Source organism: Actinomyces polynesiensis, assembly GCF_000820725.1.
GTDB lineage: Bacteria > Actinomycetota > Actinomycetes > Actinomycetales > Actinomycetaceae > Pauljensenia > Pauljensenia polynesiensis.
On record NZ_CCXH01000027.1, the window covers coordinates 16,767 to 36,095 of the forward strand.

General features: G+C 70.4%; 20 protein-coding genes and 2 pseudogenes. 12 read left to right on the forward strand and 10 right to left on the reverse strand.

Translation table 11 applies throughout. The features are described from left to right. Positions 1-37 precede the first annotated feature (37 nt). The 7 genes from TA90_RS01055 to TA90_RS01085 all read left to right on the forward strand — a co-directional run bounded on the left by TA90_RS01055 (position 38) and on the right by TA90_RS01085 (position 5,907). A complete protein-coding gene (locus TA90_RS01055; protein ID WP_043534189.1) occupies positions 38-1,051 on the forward strand; it encodes a methionine ABC transporter ATP-binding protein in 1,014 nt (337 codons plus the stop codon). After that, positions 1,048-1,707, forward strand: coding sequence for a methionine ABC transporter permease (locus TA90_RS01060; protein WP_043534171.1), 660 nt, complete (start codon positions 1,048-1,050; stop codon positions 1,705-1,707). Before TA90_RS01055 ends, TA90_RS01060 begins: the two co-directional genes overlap by 4 nt. A gap of 1 nt (position 1,708) precedes the next feature. Further along, a complete protein-coding gene (locus tag TA90_RS01065) occupies positions 1,709-2,968 on the forward strand; it encodes an aminotransferase class I/II-fold pyridoxal phosphate-dependent enzyme (protein WP_052450341.1) in 1,260 nt (419 codons plus the stop codon). After that, the gene (locus tag TA90_RS01070) at positions 2,965-4,185 is read left to right on the forward strand and encodes an iron-containing alcohol dehydrogenase family protein (RefSeq protein WP_147513301.1); all 1,221 of its coding nucleotides are present in this window, start codon (positions 2,965-2,967) and stop codon (positions 4,183-4,185) included. The genes TA90_RS01065 and TA90_RS01070 overlap by 4 nt, the downstream gene beginning before the upstream one ends. Next, positions 4,178-4,657: an S-ribosylhomocysteine lyase gene (locus tag TA90_RS01075; protein WP_043534172.1), complete on the forward strand. Its 480-nt coding sequence runs from the start codon at positions 4,178-4,180 to the stop codon at positions 4,655-4,657. Before TA90_RS01070 ends, TA90_RS01075 begins: the two co-directional genes overlap by 8 nt. After that, a complete protein-coding gene (locus TA90_RS01080; RefSeq protein ID WP_197067811.1) occupies positions 4,654-5,469 on the forward strand; it encodes an SDR family NAD(P)-dependent oxidoreductase in 816 nt (271 codons plus the stop codon). The genes TA90_RS01075 and TA90_RS01080 overlap by 4 nt, the downstream gene beginning before the upstream one ends. 186 nt (positions 5,470-5,655) lie before the next feature. After that, positions 5,656-5,907 (forward strand): LLM class flavin-dependent oxidoreductase, encoded by a 252-nt coding sequence (locus TA90_RS01085; protein WP_043534173.1) that lies wholly within the window; start codon positions 5,656-5,658, stop codon positions 5,905-5,907. A gap of 137 nt (positions 5,908-6,044) precedes the next feature. Here the strand turns inward: TA90_RS01085 and TA90_RS01090 are convergent, their stop codons facing one another. From TA90_RS01090 to TA90_RS01130, 10 genes and pseudogenes are all read right to left on the reverse strand, one after another. Continuing rightward, positions 6,045-6,347, reverse strand: coding sequence for an alkylmercury lyase (locus tag TA90_RS01090; protein ID WP_043534174.1), 303 nt, complete (start codon positions 6,345-6,347; stop codon positions 6,045-6,047). Positions 6,348-6,422: 75 nt separating this feature from the next. Next, positions 6,423-8,321: pseudogene (locus tag TA90_RS01095) on the reverse strand (heavy metal translocating P-type ATPase); the annotation flags it as partial. Next, positions 8,318-8,686: a Cd(II)/Pb(II)-sensing metalloregulatory transcriptional regulator CmtR gene (gene cmtR / locus TA90_RS01100; protein WP_043534176.1), complete on the reverse strand. Its 369-nt coding sequence runs from the start codon at positions 8,684-8,686 to the stop codon at positions 8,318-8,320. The pseudogene TA90_RS01095 and the gene cmtR, both read right to left, overlap by 4 nt. A gap of 87 nt (positions 8,687-8,773) precedes the next feature. Next, positions 8,774-9,337 carry a hypothetical protein gene (locus tag TA90_RS13565; RefSeq protein ID WP_231550621.1) on the reverse strand — a complete coding sequence of 188 codons (564 nt, stop codon included), beginning with the start codon at positions 9,335-9,337 and terminating at the stop codon, positions 8,774-8,776. After that, a complete protein-coding gene (locus TA90_RS13570) occupies positions 9,267-10,553 on the reverse strand; it encodes a relaxase/mobilization nuclease domain-containing protein (RefSeq protein ID WP_074015212.1) in 1,287 nt (428 codons plus the stop codon). Before TA90_RS13570 ends, TA90_RS13565 begins: the two co-directional genes overlap by 71 nt. Further along, positions 10,550-11,140 (reverse strand): hypothetical protein, encoded by a 591-nt coding sequence (locus TA90_RS01110; protein ID WP_043534178.1) that lies wholly within the window; start codon positions 11,138-11,140, stop codon positions 10,550-10,552. Before TA90_RS01110 ends, TA90_RS13570 begins: the two co-directional genes overlap by 4 nt. Then, positions 11,137-13,383, reverse strand: a complete 2,247-nt coding sequence (locus tag TA90_RS01115; RefSeq protein WP_197067812.1) for a hypothetical protein — start codon at positions 13,381-13,383, stop codon at positions 11,137-11,139. The genes TA90_RS01110 and TA90_RS01115 overlap by 4 nt, the downstream gene beginning before the upstream one ends. Further along, positions 13,380-13,628 (reverse strand): hypothetical protein, encoded by a 249-nt coding sequence (locus TA90_RS01120; protein ID WP_043534179.1) that lies wholly within the window; start codon positions 13,626-13,628, stop codon positions 13,380-13,382. The genes TA90_RS01115 and TA90_RS01120 overlap by 4 nt, the downstream gene beginning before the upstream one ends. Continuing rightward, positions 13,628-13,840, reverse strand: coding sequence for a hypothetical protein (locus tag TA90_RS01125; RefSeq protein WP_015779966.1), 213 nt, complete (start codon positions 13,838-13,840; stop codon positions 13,628-13,630). The genes TA90_RS01120 and TA90_RS01125 overlap by 1 nt, the downstream gene beginning before the upstream one ends. A gap of 182 nt (positions 13,841-14,022) precedes the next feature. Beyond that, positions 14,023-15,459, reverse strand: coding sequence for a recombinase family protein (locus tag TA90_RS01130; RefSeq protein ID WP_043534180.1), 1,437 nt, complete (start codon positions 15,457-15,459; stop codon positions 14,023-14,025). Positions 15,460-15,497: 38 nt separating this feature from the next. Between TA90_RS01130 and TA90_RS01135 the strand changes: the two genes are divergently transcribed. From TA90_RS01135 to TA90_RS15725, 5 genes and pseudogenes are all read left to right on the forward strand, one after another. Next, on the forward strand, positions 15,498-16,274 hold the full coding sequence (locus TA90_RS01135) for an LLM class flavin-dependent oxidoreductase (protein ID WP_082031196.1): 777 nt from the start codon (positions 15,498-15,500) through the stop codon (positions 16,272-16,274). 127 nt (positions 16,275-16,401) lie between these two features. Further along, positions 16,402-16,686, forward strand: coding sequence for a putative quinol monooxygenase (locus TA90_RS01140; RefSeq protein WP_043534181.1), 285 nt, complete (start codon positions 16,402-16,404; stop codon positions 16,684-16,686). Positions 16,687-17,065: 379 nt separating this feature from the next. Further along, positions 17,066-17,497, forward strand: a complete 432-nt coding sequence (locus TA90_RS01145) for a DUF4186 domain-containing protein (protein WP_082031198.1) — start codon at positions 17,066-17,068, stop codon at positions 17,495-17,497. A 418-nt stretch (positions 17,498-17,915) separates the two neighbouring features. After that, positions 17,916-18,440, forward strand: a pseudogene (locus tag TA90_RS15720) (PLP-dependent cysteine synthase family protein); the annotation flags it as partial. A 22-nt stretch (positions 18,441-18,462) separates the two neighbouring features. Further along, positions 18,463-19,329 (forward strand): pyridoxal-phosphate dependent enzyme (locus tag TA90_RS15725; RefSeq protein WP_331394246.1); only part of this gene is annotated, 867 nt, incomplete at its 3' end.

The following is a 19,329-nucleotide window of genomic DNA, read 5'->3' on the forward strand; positions in this document are numbered from 1 at the left end:
GGGCACGGCGAACGCGGCCCCGGGGCGAGGGGTGGCGGTGCGGTTCTCCCACGTGACCAAGACCTTCGCCGCGCCCTCCCACGACGTCCAGGCCCTGCACGACGTCAGCCTCGACGTCCCCACCTCCTCGATCCAGGGGATCATCGGGTACTCGGGTGCGGGGAAGTCCACCCTGGTGCGGATGGTCAACGGTCTGGAGCGACCGACCTCGGGCCAGGTGTGGGTGGAGTCGCTGGAGGTCGAGAAACTGCGGGGCCCGGGCCTGCGGGACCTCAAGAAGCACACGGCCATGGTGTTCCAGTCCTTCAACCTGCTCGGGACGCGCACCGTCGCCGCGAATGTCGCCATGCCCCTCGTCCTGGACGGGGTGGACGTCCGTGAACGTCAGGCGCGGGTGGAGGAGGTCCTCGACTTCGTCGGGCTCGCCGACAGGGCCGGCGCCCACCCCGGGGAGCTCTCCGGTGGGCAGAAGCAACGCGTGGGCATCGCACGTGCCCTCGTGCGGCAGCCCTCGATCCTGCTGTGCGACGAGGCGACGAGTGCCCTGGACCCCGCGACGACCACGCAGATCGTCGAGCTGCTGGACCGCGTGAACGCCGAGTTCTCCACGACGATCATCGTCGTCACCCATGAGATGGACGTCATCAAGGACCTCTGCGACTCGGTGGCGGTGATGGAGGCGGGCGAGGTCGTGGAGTCCGGTCCCGTCCTGGACATCTTCAACCGTCCCGCCCACCCCGCCACGCGGCGGTTCGTGGAGAGCGTCGTCCCGAGCACCCCGCCCCCCTCGCTCATGGAGTCCGGTGGGCCCGGGCAGGTGTGGCGCCTCGTCTACGTGGGGGAGGGAGCGGGCCGCCCGCTCCTGTCCCGCCTGGTGCGCGACTTCGGGCTCGAGGTCAACATCCTGGCCGCCACCGTCACCGAGATCCGGCACCACACGGTGGGACACATGGTGGTGCGCGTCTCCGGTGCACCCGAGGACCTCCGCCGGGGGGCCGAGAACCTCAGGGCCAACGGTGTCCAGGTCGACCAGACGGGAGGACGGCCATGATCGGTCAGTCGGTCACCATCGCCCAGTTCCTGGAGAGCATCCTCCAGACACTCCAGATGGTCTTCATCTCCCTGGCCATCGGGTCGGTGCTCGGGACGGTGCTGGGCATCGCGCTGGTCATCACCCGTCCCGGCGGGGTGCTGGAGAACGGGTGGGTGTTCCGCATCCTCAACCCCATCATCAACGTCCTGCGGTCGATCCCCTTCATCATCCTCATGGTCGCGATCCTGCCGTTCACCCGGTTCATCGTGGGCACCACGGTCGGAACGGGCGCGGCCATCGTGCCCCTGGTCGTCTTCGTCGGGCCCTACATCGCCCGGCTGGTGGAGAACTCCCTGCTCGAGGTGCCCCAGGGCATCATCGAGGCGGCCGACTCGATGGGGGCCACGTCCTGGCAGATCGTGTGGCGCTTCCTCCTGCCCGAGGCGCGTTCCTCCCTGGTCCTCTCCCTCACCACCGCGACCATCGGCCTGATCGGGGCCACGGCCATGGCGGGCACCATCGGGGGCGGCGGCCTGGGCGACCTCGCGATCTCCTACGGGTACCAGCGCTTCGACACGGTCACCATGATCGTGACGGTCATCGTGCTGGTCGTCATGGTGCAGGGCATCCAGGGGCTGGGCAATGTCCTCGCCCGACGCTGGAGGAGGCGCTGACATGGCTCCACAGGACACCGTGACCACCCGGGACCTGCCCGGCACCGGGGACCTGCCCGCCACCGGGGACCTGTCGACCGCGCGTCCGGGGTCCCGACGGGTGGCCCGGCTCGGGCACAACTACTTCGACCACCTCGACGCACTGATCGCCCGCGCACGGGCACGTCACGGGGACGTCATCGACCTGTCGAAGGGCAATCCCGACCTGGCGACTCCCGACCACATCGTGCGTGCCGCCCAGGCGGCCGTCGCCGACCCGGGCAACCAGGCCTACCCACCCTTCCTCGCCAAGAGGTCGGTGCGCGAGGCCATCACCGCCGACTACCGGCGCTCCCACGGGGTCGACCTCGACCCCGACACCCAGGTGACCGCCTTCCACGGTGCCCATGAGGCCCTGGTGGCACTGCCCTGGGCGCTGCTCGAGGCGGGGGAGACGATGGTCGTCCCCGATCCCTGCTACCCGCCCTACCTCGATGCCGCGCGTCTGGCGGGCGTGGAGGTCACGCGCGTCCCGCTGGAGGAGGACCTGGGCTACCAGCCCTGCGCCGACACCCTCGAGCGGGGACTGGCGGGCGCACGCCTGCTCCTGCTCAACTACCCGAACAACCCGACCGGGGCCGTGGCGACCCAGGAGTCCTGGGAGACGGTCCTGGCCGCCGCCGCCCCGCACGGGACGCTCGTGGTCAACGACTTCGCGTACTCCTCGCTCGACTTCGCCCACCCCTGGGCGGCCTCCCTGCTCGCCGCCCAGCCGGGCGGGGCGAACACGCTGGAGATCTCCACCCTGTCCAAGACCTACTCGATGGCCGGGTGGCGCTTCGGCTACGCCGCGGGTGACGCCGACGCGATCCGCGCGCTGAAGGCCTACCAGTCGGTGGCGTTCTCCACGATCTTCGGTGCCGTGCAGGACGCGGCGGAGGCGGCGCTGCGCGGCGACCAGGCCTGCGTGACGCGCATCGCGGCCACCTACCGCCATCGGCGCGAGCGGGTCGTCACAGCCCTGCGAGCGCAGGGTTGGCACGTCGCGGACACCGCGGGCACCTTCTTCGTCTGGGTCCGGGCACGCGGGGTGCCCGATGCGGGGGATCTCGCCGAGCGCCTCCTGGAGGAGTCCCGGGTGGCGGTCGCACCGGGGGAGGGCTTCGGTGCGCAGGGGAGCGGATGGTTCCGCCTGAGCCTCGTCCACGACGAGGACACCCTGGCTGAGGCCGTGCGCCGTCTGGGCGCGTGGGCCCGGGCCCGGGAGGGCGGGCGGTCATGACCACGTCGACGAGGACCTCCGCGCGCCGGGACCTGCGCGAACGCACCGTCCCGCACCTGGTCGGCCAGGAGACGGGCGTCGTGGCCCGGGTGGGGCCCCAGCAGTACACGTTCAGGGAGGGTGCCCTCGACGACCTGCCCCGCATCCTCGACGAGGGCGGCTACCGCAGCCTCGCCCTCGTCCACGGGGACATCGGGCTGGGCAGGGCGCGTCCCTACCTGCCCGACCTCGGAGGGGCAGGTGTCGAGGTCCTCGACGTCCCCTTCGCCGGTGAGTGCACCCTCGCGGAGGCCGAACGCATCGCGGACCTGTTGGTGGGGGGTGGCCTCCACGCGGTCCTCGCGGTGGGGGGCGGCAAGGTCCTGGACACCGCCAAGGCCGCGGCGTTGCGCGCGGGGGACCTGCCCCTCGTCCTCGTGCCGACCCTCGCCTCGAACTGCGCACCCTGGGCGTGCCTGAGCGTCATGTACGAGGCGGACGGCACCCCCATCGGGCACGAGGTACACCCCACGCAGGCCAAGGCGCTCCTGGTCGAACCGCGCATCCTGCTCGACTCACCGCTGGAGACCCTCCGGGCGGGCATCGGCGACACCCTCGCCAAGTGGTACGAGTGCCGCGGCGGCCTCGACACCGCGCCGACCACGGACCTGTGCGTGGGTCTGGCCGCCCACGCCGCGCAGCAGTGCCGCGACGTCCTCCTCCGCGACGGGGCGCAGGCACTGGCGGACGCAGAGGCGGGCATCGCGAGCGCGGCCTGGAGCCGGGTCGTCCAGGTGGTCGTCATGACCGCGGGCCTGGTCGGCAGCTTCGGGGGGTCATTCGGCCGTGCGACGGGGGCCCACGCGGTCCACGACGGGATCTCGGTGCTGCCCTCGCAGGCCGGGACGCCCCACGGCACGAAGGTCGCCTACGGGACGCTCGTCCAACTGGCCCTGGAGGCCAGGTGGCAGGAGGTCGACGAACTCGATCCCGTCCACGACGCCCTCGGCCTGCCCTGCACCCTGGGCGACCTCGGGGTCACGGAGCCGCGCGACGGGGCCGTGCGGACCATCGCCCGGGTCGCGACCCTGCCGGGCAAGACCATCCACAACCTTCCCCTCCCCGTCACCGCCCGTGACGTCGAACGCGCCATCGACGCGCTCGAGGAGCACGAGGCGGCGCGTCGGAGGGGCCGCAGGAGAACACCGATCCCCACAGGAGGACACACCAATGGCTGATGTCGAGAGCTTCTCACTGGACCACACCCGGGTGAAGGCGCCCTACGTGCGCCTCATCGCGCGCGAGGAGGGGGCACGGGGGGACACGATCTCCAACTTCGACCTCCGACTGGTCCAGCCCAACCAGAACGCCGTCCCCACGGCGGGCCTGCACACCATCGAGCACCTGCTGGCCTCCCTGCTGCGCGACCGCCTCGATGGGGTCATCGACTGTTCGCCCTTCGGGTGCCGCACCGGGTTCCACCTCATCACCTGGGGGGCCCCCGAGGTCGAGGACGTCGTGCGCGCCCTCACCGAGTCGCTGCGGGCGATCGCCGAGGACGTCACCTGGGACGAGGTCCCCGCCACGGACGCACTGAGCTGCGGGAACTACCGAGACCACAGCCTCTTCTCCGCCAAGGAGTGGGCGCGCACGGTCCTGGACCAGGGCATCAGCACCGACGCCTTCGAGCGCGTGCTGCTGGAGGCGTGAGGGTGACCGTCGGGGACGGCGGGACCGCTGTGTTCACCCACCCGTTCCACTCGCTGGAGGGCGAGGTCGTCCTCGTCACCGGGGCCCGACAGGGCATCGGTGAGGGGGTGCGCGACGCCTTCGTCGCCGTGGGGGCCCGGGTCGTGGGCGCCGACCTCGCCTGGTCGGACCCACGTCCCACGGCTGATCCCGCGGGGTACTGGCGGGCCCATGTCGACGTCTCCGACGAGGAGTCCGTCGAGGCACTGGCCGGTGCCGTCGAGGAGGAACTGGGCACGATCGGCGTGGTGGTCAACTGCGCGGGACTGTCGACGATGGCCCGGGTGGTCGACACCCCGGTGGGGGACTGGGACCTCGACGAGCGGGTCAACGCCCGCGGGTCCTTCCTCGTCGCCCGCGCCGTGGCACGCAGACTGGAGGCAGCCGGGCGGGGTGGACGCATCATCCTCGTGGCCTCCCAGGCCGCCAAGAACGGCTACCGCTGCATGGGTGCCTACGTCGCCTCGAAGCACGCCGTGCTCGGCCTGACCCGCACGCTGGCCATCGAGGAGGCACCCCTGGGCATCACCGTCAACGCGGTGTGCCCCGGCATCATCGAGACCCCCATGAAGCACCGCGAACGCATCGAGGGCGGGGCCCTGCGCGGGATGACCGCACAGGAGGTCGAGGCCGAGGACAACTCCCAGGTCCCCCTGGGGCGCACCGGGACACCGGCGGACGTGGCGGGGGTGTGCCTGTTCCTGGCCTCGGACCTGGCGTCCTACATGACCGGGCAGGGGATCAACGTCACCGGTGGGATGACGATGCACTGAGGTGGTTCGAGGGGCGGGTGGAGGCCCCGTTGGGCGAGCCCTGGTCGCCCTCGTCACCGGGGACCTGTGGAGCGTGCCTGGGTCGCCCTCGTCGGCGGACCCCGTGGAGCGTGCCGGGGTCGCCCTCGTCGCCGGTCGACGGGGCGGTCAGGGAATGCCGAGGGAGTGCGCGGCGTTGGGAGGGACATGAAGAAGATCGCCTTCCTGTCCTTCGGGCACTGGAGCAACAGCCCCGGATCCCGGGTGCGCACCGCGGCCGATGCCCTGACGCGGTCCGTCGAGCTGGCCGAGGCCGCGGAGGAGGTGGGGGCGGACGGCGCGTTCTACCGCGTCCACCACTTCGCCCGCCAACTGGCCTCCCCGTACCCCCTGCTGGCCGCCGTCGCCGCACGCACCTCGCGCATCGAGATGGGCACCGGCGTCATTGACATGCGCTAGCGCATGCCTGGGTTGTAGCACCCGTTGTCAGTGTCGGCGCGCTCTACAGCACAACGTTGACGACAATCCTGGCTGGTTTTCGATGAAAGCGGCTCTTCCTGCGCTGAGCGTCGGTGCGATGATCGCGTGCTCCACCCTCATAGAGGCGCATCGAGTACTTCGCGCAGCTGATCGACGGTGGGCGAACCAGCCAGCCCGGCAGGAGTGCGGAACACTCGACAGGCAAGCCCCACCGGCGTGTGCTCGTCGGCGAAGGGGTCGGAGCCGTCAATGAGGACGGTCGGGGACCCGTGGAACCCGAGGCGGGCGGCGTCCTCGGCGGTCTCGACTCGCTGATGCGCGACGCGGACGTCCGATCGGCCGTCGAGGGCCTCGGCGAGCCGCCGGTCGAGCACCTCCCAGTTCGGGCACCCGTCGAAGTACTGCAACGTGATCTCCATGATCCACTCCTCTCAATCTCTGTCCGCGCGGACCGTGGCCGGTGACGCCGTCTCAGGCGACACAGCCGCCGCCGGGCGCTTGGCACGCGCGGCGCGCAGCCCGTTGGCGATGACGACGAGCTCGGCGACCTCGTGGACGAGGACGACCGCGGCCAGGCCGAGCACGCCGGTGATGGCCAGCGGCAGCAGCACGGTGATGATCGCCAGGGACAGCACGATGTTCTGGTTCATGATCGCCCGGCCACGGCGGGCGTGCCGCAGCGCCTGCGGGATCAGGCCGAGGTCGTGGCCGGTGAAAGCGACGTCGGCGGACTCGATCGCGGCGTCGGAGCCGGTCGCGCCCATCGCGATGCCGACGGTCGCACCGGCCAGGGCGGGGGCGTCGTTGATGCCGTCGCCGATCATCGCGGTGGGCGAGGCCCCGGAGAGCTGGGCGACGATGCGGGCCTTGTCCTCGGGCCGCAGCTCGGCGTGCACGTCGCCGATCCCGGCGATCTGCGCGAGCGCGTGCGCGGTGCGGGCGTTATCGCCGGTGAGCATGCTCACCTCGACGCCCTGGGCCCGCAGCGTGCGCACGACCTCGGGGACCTCGGGGCGCAGCTCATCGCGGACGCCGATCGCCCCGGCCAGCTGGCCGTCGACAACCACGAGCACGCAGGTCTGGCCCTCGGCCTCCAGGTCCTCGACCCGGGCCTTGAGCGGCCCCGCATCGATCCAGCGGGGGCTGCCCACCGTCACCCGGCGGCCGTCGACCAGGCCGCCGATGCCGTGCCCGGCCTCCTCCGTCACGTCCTGCGCGGCGGGGGCTCCCTTGCCCGCGGCGGCGATGGCGGCGGCCAGCGGGTGCGTGGAGTGCTGCTCGACGGCGGCCGCCCAGGCGAGCACCTGGGCGTCGTCGAACCCGTCGGCGGCGACGACGGCGGTGACCTCGGGCCGGTTGCGGGTCAGGGTGCCGGTCTTGTCCACGGCGAGGTGGCGGATGCCGCCGAGGCGTTCGAAGGCGGCCCCGCTCTTGATGACGACGCCGAACTTCGTCGCGGCCCCGATCGCGGAGACCACGGTGACGGGCACCGCGATCGCCAGCGCGCACGGGCTGGCCGCGACGAGGACGACCAGGGCGCGGGTGATCCAGGTCTCCGGGTCCCCGAGCAGCGAGCCGAGCACGCCGACCAGGACGGCGAGGACCATCACGCCGGGTACCAGCGGGCGGGCGATCCGGTCGGCGATCCGGGCCCGTTCGCCCTTCTCGGCCTGGGCCTGCTCGACCAGCTCCACGATGGTGGTCAGCGAGTTGTCGGTGCCCGCCGCGGTCGCCTCGACCTCCAGCACACCGGCGGTGTTGATCGCGCCCGCCGAGACCGCGTCATCGAGGGCGACCTCGACCGGGATCGACTCGCCGGTGATCGCCGCGGTGTCCAGACTGGAGCGACCGGACCGGACAATCCCGTCGGTAGCGACCCGCTCGCCGGGGCGGACCAGCAGCACGTCGCCGACGGCGATCTCCTTGGCCGGGACCTCGACCGAGGCACCGTCGCGCAGCACGGTCGCAGTCTCCGGCACGAGCTTCAGCAGCGCGCGCAGGCCGCCACGGGCGCGGTCCATCGCCTTGTCCTCCAGTGCCTCGGCGATCGAGTAGAGGAACGCCAGCGCGGCTGCCTCCTCCACGTAGCCGAGGATCACCGCGCCGACGGCGCTGATCGTCATCAGCAGCGCGATCCCCAGCTTCCGCCTGACGATCAGGTTCCGCAGCGCGCCGGGCACGAACGTGTACGCGCCCAGCAGCAGGCCCGCCCAGAACGCGACCAGCGCCGCGAGGTGCAGCCCCGACCACTCCAGCACCAGGCCGGTGCCGAACGCGACGCCAGAGAGGATCGGCACCACCAGTCCCGGGTCGCGCCACCACGGGCTCTCGGCCTCCTCGGCCTCTTCGGCGGCGCTGGTGGTCGGCTCGTCGCAGCCGCAGGCGGCGCTCACGAGGCGTCCCCCGAGCCGGTCGCGGCGCAGCAACCGGGCACCGAGCAGTGCGGGTCGATGCACGGCGCGCTCTCGTCCACCGCGAGCGTGACGTCCACCAGCGCCGTCAGCGCCGCCGCGAGGTGCGGGTCGGCGATCTCGTAGCGGGTCTGGCGGCCCTCGGGCTCGGCGACCACGATCCCGCAGTCGCGCAGGCAGGTCAGGTGGTTCGACACGTTCGAGCGCGTCAGCCCCAGCTCGCGCGAGAGCACGGCGGGGTGGCTCGGGCCGTCGAGCAGGGACATCAGGATCCGGGAGCGCGTCGGGTCCGCCATGGCCCGACCCAGCCGGTTCATGACGTCGAGGCGCGAAGCAATGGTCAGCATACACTGAACTATACAGCGCGGACTGACCTATCGTCCAGTAGCAGGGCTGCCGCACGCGCTCCGCGCGCTTGCCCTCGGGAATCACGGTCACCTCTTGCGCCAGCTCGGCCACGTCGACATCCCGCGACCCTTCCACGTCTCCACAAGACCGGCGGCCCACCGGACGGACGCGAAGAGCCCGTAGCCGGCCCCGGCGAGGCCAGCGCCTACCACGAGCCACCGCCCGATGCCGAGCCACACGCTCCCGTCCACGTCCAGTGCCCACTGAGCACCCGTGATGAGCCCGGCGATGCCCATCCAGAGCCCGGCGACGACGACCACCACCGGCAGGAGGGCGAGGCACATCGCGGCGGCGGCCGACCACAGCTGACGGGCCTCCAGCTTCGAGGTGGCGGCGATGATCCGCTCGGCCCGTTCGTTCGACGCGTCGAGGTTCGCGGGCATCGTGGTCGACGCCTCTCCGGTGACCTGCTCGACGGCCTTCTGGACCCGCTCCTCGATGTGCTTCTCGATCCGTTGGACCGCCCCGCCGACCTGGCTGACGAGGTTCTGGTTCGCCGCGGCCTGCGCCTTGAGCCCCTCAATCGCCGATGCCGTAGCCGCGTGATTCCTCTGCGCCTCCGCGACCAAGCTCTGCGACGCGGCGTTCAAGCCCTCGCCGTTGAGACTCTGCGCGAACTCGCCGAGCGTGCTCGCGATCTCGTTCTGCCTGCTCTCGATACTCGCGATCCTCGCGGACACGTCGTTGGAGAGCGAGGAGGTCGACGCCGGGGCCGTGATCCGCTCCAGCCGCGTCGTCGTCTCCTCGTCCATGACCTTCACGAACCCCGCGAGCTTCTTCTGCTGCTCGGCCAGCCGGTCGAGCCTCGCGTTCTGCGCCTCGACGGCGGCGAGGATCGAGGTCAACGCCTCCATCGTCTCCGGACTGTCGAGCTGCTGCTGCGATCCGCTCTGCGCGTTCTGCTGCTTCAGCCTGTCGAGCGCTGCGCTCATGTTCCTGCTCCTCCTGCTGCTGGTGGTAGTCGAAGAACGCCCGCGCGCCCTCCGGGGTGAAATCTGTCGAGAGCGCACTCGTGCGCTTGCGTCGCTCGGCACGCCCGGACTCGCCGCGGCGGTCCTCGATGTAGAGCGTCCACGTCTCCTTGCCGACGTTCTTCCCTCGCTTGCTGATGGCGGTGTGGAGGCGCATCCGCGGCACCGGCTCCCCGTCGTCGCCGAGCTGCTGGTTCTGCTCCGCGATCACCGCTTCGAGACCGGCCTTGTCCGTCGCGCGGGGATCGGCCAGGGCGGCGCTCATCCGGTCGCCCATCTCGCGGTCGAGCCCACCCTCGGTGAAGTCCTCGCGGCGCAGCTCCCAGTCCTTCGGCGCGTGCTCCAGCCGCTTCACGACCGAGAGCCCGTGCTCGCGCATCAGCTCATCGTTCGCCGACTGCACGCCCTTCTGATTCCCGGCCTTGCGGTCGTGGAACGTGCGATAGTCCGAGAGCGCCTTTCCCGTGCGGTTGTTGTGATTGAGAACCAAAATATGGTTGTGCGGCTTCTTTCCCCGCCCATCCACATGACTGACGACGAGGCAGTCGGAATCCGGGTGCATCTTCTTCGCGAGCTGATAGCCCAGATCGTTCACCCGCTGCACGTCCTCCGGATTCTTCGGGTCAAACTCCTCATCGCTGAACGACTGGCGGTAATGAAGCGCCTCGACCTCGCGCGTTGTGTTCTGCGTAAGCGCCCGAGCGCGCGCCGAGAACGCGCCGGGGCCTCCCGGCACATCGCACGTGATCGCGACGCCCCGCTCGTCCTCCTTGCCACGGATATAGCGCTCGGTGTCGGCGGCGCTGGCGCTCGGGCTGTAGTGCGTCGTGCTCACGAGGCCGTCCGATCCCCGAGCAGCGCGCGGACCTCGCGCAGCAGCTCGATCAGCTCGGGCACGTCCGCCGACAGCGCCACCGCTTCACCGGCCCGCGCGCGGCGGTCGAGGTCATTAACGTTGATCGCCAGCGGGCGGATCTGCGCGGCCAGTTCCCGAGCGTCCGCCGACGCCTGCACGCTCGACTCGACGCCGAGCAGGTGCGCGGCCACGGCGGCGTCCAGCTCCTCGCTCCGAGAGGCGTGGAGGGCATCCCGGACGACGGTCCGCACCCACGTGCTCGGAGCCAGCCCGAGCCGCTTCGCACGAGTGCGAAGCGCCGCGAGCGTGGCCTCTCCGAAGTCGGTATCGAGCTTCGCGCGGCCCCCACGACGACGCTTCGCGCCGCCGTGACTCTGACGCACAGCCTCCGCATCAGCCCGACCGGTGTTCACCTGGGAGTCGGTCTGCTGCTCCACCTGTACGCCAGAGTGGCAAGCAGTAGCCGTGTCGGACATTTCGCTGACGCTCATGTCCTCCCCGGCTGCTTGCGAGGGGCCTCCGGCCCCCTCGACCCCCTGGAACTGCCCATCGAGTTCGGTGCTCATGCCGCACCTCCCGCGACCAGCAGACCGCCGTTCGCGCGGAGCCGCGCGATCTTCGCGTCCAGCGCCTTCTGCTTCGCCTCGGCGCGGCGCTGGCGCTCGTCCTCTGAGAGCGCCGGGCACTCATCTCCGTGCCTCGCGTAGACGCCCGCCTGCGGCGTCGCGCAGGTGCAGAGCTTCAGCTCACGGTTGTGCTCCTCCAGCTCGGCGAGCCGCCTGCGCTGCTGCTCCTCGACGACCTCACGGTCACGCTTCGCCGCCTCCTCTGCGGCGGCGATCTCCTCAGCGCTCGGCTGGATCGGCTGGCCGACTCCAGCGAACTCTGCGAACAGATCGGCCCCCTCGATCGGGTCCAGCTCGGGACGGGTGATCCGGTCGTGCTGCTCGACGATCGGAGCGACCGTGCGCGCCTCGATCTCACCGCGCACGCGCTCCCGCTCCGCGGTGTCCTTGATCGCCTTGCACCTGCGGGCCAGCAGTTCGAGGTCCTGGCGCATGTGCTCGTACCGCTCGTAGCTCTGGTACTCGCGGGTGCCGTTGAGCACGCCGGAGTTCACGAAGATCGAGAACTCGCGCTCGGCGACCGGGATGATCACCGGGAAGCGGCGGAACCCCTGCCCGAGGTTCTCCGCCTCGTGCTTGACCCGCACGCCGCCTTGCATCGACTCGTACTCGCCCGCCAACCCCCGCAGGAACTCCTCGTAGTCCTGAGGGCCGGTGACGATATTCACCCGGTTCAGCAACTGCGTCTTCGAGTTCTTGATGTTGACGATCGGCTTCTCGTCCGCTTCGCGCCACGGGCCCAAGATGCGGAAGAGCATGCCACGACTCTTCGCCGTGCGGATCATGTCGCCCACTCGCATGTCTTCCCAGATCACGACCGGCTCAGCGTCGTACCCCTCCCATGAGACGTTGTCGCCGCCGACCTTGAAGTAGGGCCGTTCGGCGTCCGGAGCGAGCGCCCGAGCGAGCGCCTTCGCGAGCAGATCCTTACCCGTGCCGCCCTCGCCGAACACGTAGAAGTTCATGACCGACTCCGGCGCGTCCTGGTACGCGAGGTAGTCGCCGCGCAGCTTCTGGAAGTGCGCGAGGTTGCCCTTCGCGAAGTAGATCGCGGGCTCCTGGTCGCGGACCTGCTTGAGCGTCAGCGTCCCCTGGCCCACGGCCTGGAAGAGCTTGCTGAGCTTCGCCCCAGTACCGCCTTCGGCGGCGTCGTGTCGGGTAGCCATGTGGGCGTCCAGTGAAGCGCTGAAGTCGAAGTTCGCGACTACCCGGCCGCGCCCGTACTGGTACTTTCCAGGCTGCCCCTGCTGCGACTTGTCGACCAGATAGTGGCGATCTGGATGATGAATGCCGACGATGCCCGATGCGCCCCGCGTCTCGTGGCAGAGGTACTCGCAGAGGTCGTAGAACGCCTTCTCCGCCGCGCCACGGCCAGCGTTCTTCTCGATCTCGTCGACCTCATTAGGCACCCGCACCCGTGGCGACGGAACGGTGAGCGCGTCGGACACCGTTCGGACCGTGGGACGCGGCCCATCAATGTCCTTGAACCACAGAACGATGTGGACGTGCAAGCCCTTGAGCCCGCAGCAGACCATCTCGGTCGTGCCCTCGTCGACCTCCACGAGACGATCGCTGTCGTGCCAGATGTAGGCCCACCTGTACAGACGATCAGCGAGTGCCGCGAGACCTTCGTCGAGCTGTTCCTGAGTGAAGATCACCTCGCCCGTCTCCGGGTGCTGGTGATACTGCATCACACTGATCACCCGCGAAACCTTGCGAGCACGCTTCTTCTGATCGGCGCTCTCTGAGGCTTTCACCGAAGCGAAGAACGCCTTTGCCTCGGCGATCTGAGCGGGCGTGGACTCTACGACGAACGGCGCGACGTCATCGCTGGGATCGGCTCCCGGCACGTCCAGCTCGGCGAAGTCCACGCTTGCAACCGAGGTAGGCGCCGATGCATCCGTTTCCGAAACGGATGCGCGGCCACCCAAGGAGGGCCGCGCATGCTGATCGGCGTTAATTCCCTGGTCAGAGCTGGGATCGACGGTCGCCTCGGAGTCGTCGGGGTCGGTCTGTGCAGCCGTATAGCCGTTTCCTGCGAAATCGTCCTCGACGGTGAGAACCGGGTTCTCACCGCTCGGAACGGCACCGGGCAGCCCGCCTGCGGCGGGTGCCAGGTCAGGCCCTCCGGGCGGGGTCAGGTCGGCGGGGACGATGGTGATGGTGCGGTCGGCGGTGCTCATCGGGCACCGCCCTTGCGGTAGCGCTTGATCGCGGCCTGGTGCGTGACGCCGAGGGCATCGCCGATCTTGGCCCAGGTCACCCCATCGGCGCGGGCATCGGTGACGGCGATCTCGACGGCCTCCTCCAGCACGGAGCGGAGCACTCCAAGGTCGTAGACACGGGCCTCGGAGTCGGTGAGGGAGGGGTCGCCCAGACGCCAGCGGAACGCGTTGACGTGATCGAAAGCAGCGGAGTTGGCGCTCATCAGCGATCACCGCCCATCACGGCGGCGACGGCGGCGCGCTGGCGCGGGGTCAGTGGCGTGAGTGCCAGGCGCTCACCGGCCCGGCGACCGGCGGCACGGGCGGCGGCGATGACGGGATCGAACCCATCAGCCTGCGAAACGGGGGTCGGGTCCTGGTCGAGCCCAGGATGGTCCAGCGCAAATGCGCGGGGAGCGTCGATAACGACAGACATCGGAAGTCCTCAAACATGAGTGTGCTTCCGGTTCCCCGCCACGGTAGTTGGGCTGTTTGACCGGCGACTCATCCGGGAGTAGTACCGCCAGCTTCAAAGTCTGGCCCCCGGTGGGATCTTCTTGTCTGCAACCATTCTCCCATGACTCGACTCACCAGTCCACTGACGAGTCGACTCGCGTGTCAGTCGCGACGCGGCTCTATTCGAATGAGGTCGGGGTCGAACTTCACGTGGCCGGGAGCGATGGGCTCGATGGTCACCGTCACCAGCTCGTCCACGAGCATCCGGCGACGGTCCACGTCCAACGCCCTCCACTTCGACTCGACGACCTCTCGGCGCTCCGCGGTACCGACCGGCTCGTCCACGTCCGCGAGCAGCTTCGCCGCCACCGACACCGAGCGGTCGAGCAGCTCCGCGTCGATCTCGTCGATGCGGGCCTTCACGTCGTTGATCGCCGCGGTGATCTCCAAGACCGGCTGGTGGATGTCTCGCAGCAGCGGGCTCAGTTCCTTCACGCGCACGACCAGGGCGTTCCGCTCGGTCAGCAGCTCCTCGCGGTCCGGCCCGTCGTCCTCCTGCGCCATCACGAGGTCGTGTACGTCCACCGAGGACAGTCGGGTGAGCACCGCCTCGGTGACCATCGCATCGACGGGCTCGCGCTGGCGGGTGAGGTGGAACTGCTCGCCGCAGCGGTACGTCGGCTGCTTGCGGCTGTTCGTCCCCGAGACGAGCGTCGCGCCGCACTTCCCGCACAGCCCGATCGTGGACAGGAGGTACTTCGGCTGGTTGCCCTGTCTCGCCGACCTCCGCACGTTGTCCTCCAGCTTCGCCACCGCAGCCCGCCACGTCTGCTCGCCGACGATGGGCGGGAACGCCCCGCCATGCACCGGGTACAGCTCGCCGGAGGCGTAGTGCTTGATGTAGCCAGCGTAGAGCGGGTTCGCCAGCAGGTACCGCACGGCATCGACGGAGAACTCCGACCCGCGCGCGGTGAGGTGTCCGGCCTTGTTCAGGTCCTCGCGGATGCGCCGGATCGACAGCGACGGCTCGCCGAGGAACGCGTCGAAGGCCCGCCGTACGGCGTCGGCCTCCTCCTCGATCACCTCGCCCTCCCTCGTCCAGCCGAACGCCTTCCAGGTGGACGCCGGGATGCCCTCGGCGCGGCGGCGCTCGTTCGACCTGATCTGGCGCTCAGCCTTGCGCCGGGCCTCGAACCGGGCGAGCGCGGCGAGCATCGTCGCCCGGAACTCGCCGTCAGCCGTAGAGAGGTCGATCTCGCCGTCCACTGTGACGACGCGCAGGCCGAGGTCGATCAGTGTGTTCAGGTCTTTCGTGCTGCGCAGGAGGCGGTCCATGTCCACGGCGACGACCATCGAGAAACGGCCCGCGCGGGCGTCGTCCAGCATCTCGGCCCACCGGGTGCCAGCGCGGCGCTTCTTCGTCGCCGACACCGCGTTGTCGTCGTAGACCTCGACCACGTTCCAGTCCTTGGCCTCGGCCAGCGCCCTGATCTTCCGCAGCTGGGTCTCGACGGTCCACCGGTCGCCCTTACGGTCCATCGAGGCGCGGACGTATGCGGCGACGTCGTTCGTCTTCCTGAGCGATACCAGTTCAACCATGCAACCAAGCTTACGTGAACGGGTGTTGCAACCACGATATGCGCTACGAGAACCCCCTCTACGCCGCCGAGGAGGCGGGGGCGACGGACCTCATCAGCGGGGGCCGTCTGCAGCTGGGCATCAGCCGCGGCTCACCCGAGCAGGTCGTGGACGGGTACCGGTACTTCGGCCACGTCCCACCCGAGGGCGCCACGGATGCCGACATGGCACGCCAGAACACGGCGACCTTCCTGGAGGTCATCCAGGGACGCGGCTTCGCCCAGCCGAACCCGCGTCCCATGTTCCCCAACCCACCGGGTCTCCTGCGCATCGAGCCCCACTCCGAGGGACTGCGCAAGCGGATCTGGTGGGGGGCCGGGTCACGTTCCACCGCGGAGTGGACGGCGCGCCAGGGCATGAACCTCATGAGTTCGACGCTGCTGACCGAGGACACCGGCGTGCCCCTGCACGTCCTCCAGGCCGAGCAGATCCGCCTGTTCCGGGAGGCGTGGGAGGAAGCCGGGTGGGACTGGGAGCCGCGCGTGTCCGTCTCGCGCAGCATCTTCCCCGTGGTGTCGGACCTGGACCGTGCCTACTTCGGCGGGCAGCGCACCGACGAGGACCAGGTCGGGTACCTCGACGGGGGGAACGCCCGCTTCGGGCGCAGCTACATCGGGGAGCCCGAGCAGCTGGTGAGCGAGCTCGCCGAGGACGAGGCGATTGCCGAGGCGGACACCCTCATGCTCACCGTTCCCAACCAGTTGGGGGTGGAGTACAACGCCCACCTGCTCGGGACCGTCGTGCGGGAACTGGCACCCGCGCTCGGTTGGCGCTGACTCCGGGAGCAGCCGAGGAACGGGCGCTGGCCGGGAACCTTCTCCGCTCGTGCGGCAGGGTCCTGGAGTCTGGGGGCATTTCCCCCCCGAATGACTCGTTGGAGGTCTGTGAGGATGTGGGGGACCAATGGGGGACGTGCACTTGACGGGCGAGCTCGTCTGCGGCAACGAGCGAGAGGCGGCACTGGTGGAGGAGCACCTGCCCGCTCACATCGCACTGACGGCCGCGGAGCCGGGATGCCTGTCGTTCGAAGTGACCCGGATCGGTGACTCGATGATCTGGCAGGTCGAGGAGCGCTTCCGGAGCGAGGCCGCCTTCAGGGCCCATCAGGAGCGCGTGACATCCAGCGAGTGGGGCAGGAAGACGGTCGGGATCACCCGCAACCACGTGGTCGAGTGGCCTTCCTCGTAGCGATACGAGGTCAGGTCCGTTGCGGCGGTGGATCTGCCCTACCCCCGCTCGCGATCGGGAACGGCGCGGTGAGTCTGTCCGGTTCGCTCGTCGGAGCCACGGTGGCCGTCCTGTCGCTGCGCGTCGAGCGGTGGGCTTCCCAGCGAGTGGAGGGCCTGTAGCACCACCTTTCGGTGAGAAGTCCACCACTCGGTGAGAGGTGCGGACTTCACACGTCGATGGCCCCGCCGATCCGAGCTGGCCCGACCGGCCGAGGCGTGACTGTCCCCTTCTGGGGCGTGCCGCCCCCGCCCTCGTCGGTCGACCGTCCCCTGCCCCGGATGCTGGCGGAGCGGCGTAGCCTGACCCTGCCGCGCTGCGGCGGGAGGGGATGTGAGCAATGGCAGACGGGAGTGTCCCCGGTGGCGCCGCGGCAGCGGGGGACGGGCCCGACGGGGCGGGACCGGGTTTCGAGTCCCCCGGCCGGGTGCTCGCGAGGCTCTCCCGCTCGACGTTCCGCTCCCGCCCCCACCTCACCGAGCGTGACTGTGCCTACGCCAGGTCCAAGGGACGCGACACCATCGTCCGTCACGCCCACGAGCTCCTCGGGGGCCGCATCGCAGCAGCCCACCCACGCAACGACGGACGCCAGACCCCCATGCGGGGGCACCCGGTCTTCGTCGCCCAGCACGCCACTGCCACGTGCTGCCGGGGATGCGTGGCGAAGTGGCACCACATCCCCCAGGGGCGTGAGCTCACCGCGGAGGAGCTGGACCACCTGGTCGACGTGGTCATGGCCTGGATCGAGGCGGAACTGTCCGCGTCGCGGTGACCGGGTGCCCGCGGCGTCGAGCGGATGCCCGCGGCGTCGACCGGGCGCCCGCACCGCGGACGGGGCAGGGCAGGTGCGGGCGTTGATCTGCTACGGTGACCACGTGCATCTGAACCTGTGTTGCTGTCGCTGATCTGCTGACTGCTCCACGCCCCGGCGTGTCGACGCGGTCCTCCCGGCGCCACACAGTGCGACCACCCCTGATGAGCTGGTCGACGCACATCTCCTCGGTCCCCACCGCACCACCCGTGCACCCACCTGTCGCACCGCGACACGGGACCTCCGCCTCCACCCCCACCGGAGCCATGCCATGAGCACCCGTACCCCGTCCGTCGACACCCTCCCCGCCGTCCACGTCCCCTCCGCCCCGACCACCCCCACCGCACCCTCGGGCGGTGCGGGGACCACGCCCGTCGCGATGACCTACGCGGACTCGGTCACCGACCTCGTCGGGGACACCCCGCTCGTGCGCCTCACCCACGTCACCGAGGGCATCGGGGCGACCGTCTTGGCCAAGCTCGAGTACCTCAACCCGGGCGGCTCCTCCAAGGACCGCATCGCCCAACGCATCATCGAGGCCGCCGAGGCCGCGGGCCAGCTGCACCCGGGTGGGACCATCGTGGAACCGACCTCGGGCAACACCGGCGTCGGGCTGGCCCTGTTCGCCATCCAGCGCGGCTACCACATGGTCTTCGTCGTGCCCGACAAGGTCAGCCGCGAGAAGCGCGACGTCCTGCGCGCCCTCGGTGCCGAGGTGGTCGTCACCCCCACCGACGTCGCCCCGGAGGACCCCGATTCGTACTACTCCGTGGCCGACCGTCTGGTGGAGGCCATCCCCGGTGCCTTCCGCCCCGACCAGTACTCCAACCCCAACGGCCCGGCCTCCCACCACGCCACGACCGGCCCCGAGATCTGGCGTGACACCGCCGGGCGCGTCACCCACTTCGTCGCGGGCGTCGGGACGGGTGGGACCGATCTCGGGCACGGGCCGCTTCCTCAAGGAGGCCTCCGGGGGGCAGGTGCGCGTGATCGGCGCGGACCCCGTGGGATCCATCTACTCCGGCGGGCCCGTCCACGGGTACCTCGTGGAGGGGGTGGGGGAGGACTTCTGGCCGGGCGCCTTCGACCCCTCCGTCCCCGACGACCTCGAACGCGTCAGCGACGCGGAGTCCTTCGCGATGACGCGCCGTCTGGCGCGCGAGGAGGGCATCCTCGTGGGCGGCTCCTCCGGGATGGCGACGGTCGCCGCCCTGCGCGTCGTGCGCGACCTGCCCGATGACGCCGTGGTCGTGGTCCTGATGCCCGACTCCGGACGCGGCTACATGGACAAGGTGTTCAACGACGGGTGGATGGCCGAGCACGGCTTCGCGGAGCCGCCCTCGTCCCCGACGTGGCTGACGGCGGGGGCCGGCGAGGTCATCGAACGCTACCGCGGCGTGGGGGAGGGGCGCCCCGTCGCTGCGTCCGCCCCGACCTCCGCCCCCGCCACCGGCACAGGCAGCCCCGTGCCCGGCACCCCCGCCACGGGCGCCGACGAGGGCGGGACCGACGACCTGGCCCGGACCGGCAACCCCACACCCACGGGCGATGCCTTCGCGACCCGCGCCATCCACGCCGGTCAGGACCCGGATGCCAACACCGGCGCCGTCGTGACGCCCCTGTACCTCACCTCCACCTTCGCCCAGGACGGGGTGGGCGGGCTGCGCGGGGGGTACGAGTACTCCCGTTCCGGGAACCCCACCCGCGACGCCCTGCAGGAGGCGCTCGCCTCCGTGGAGGGGGGCACTCGGGCCTTCTCCTTCGCCAGCGGCCTCGCGGCGGAGGACACACTG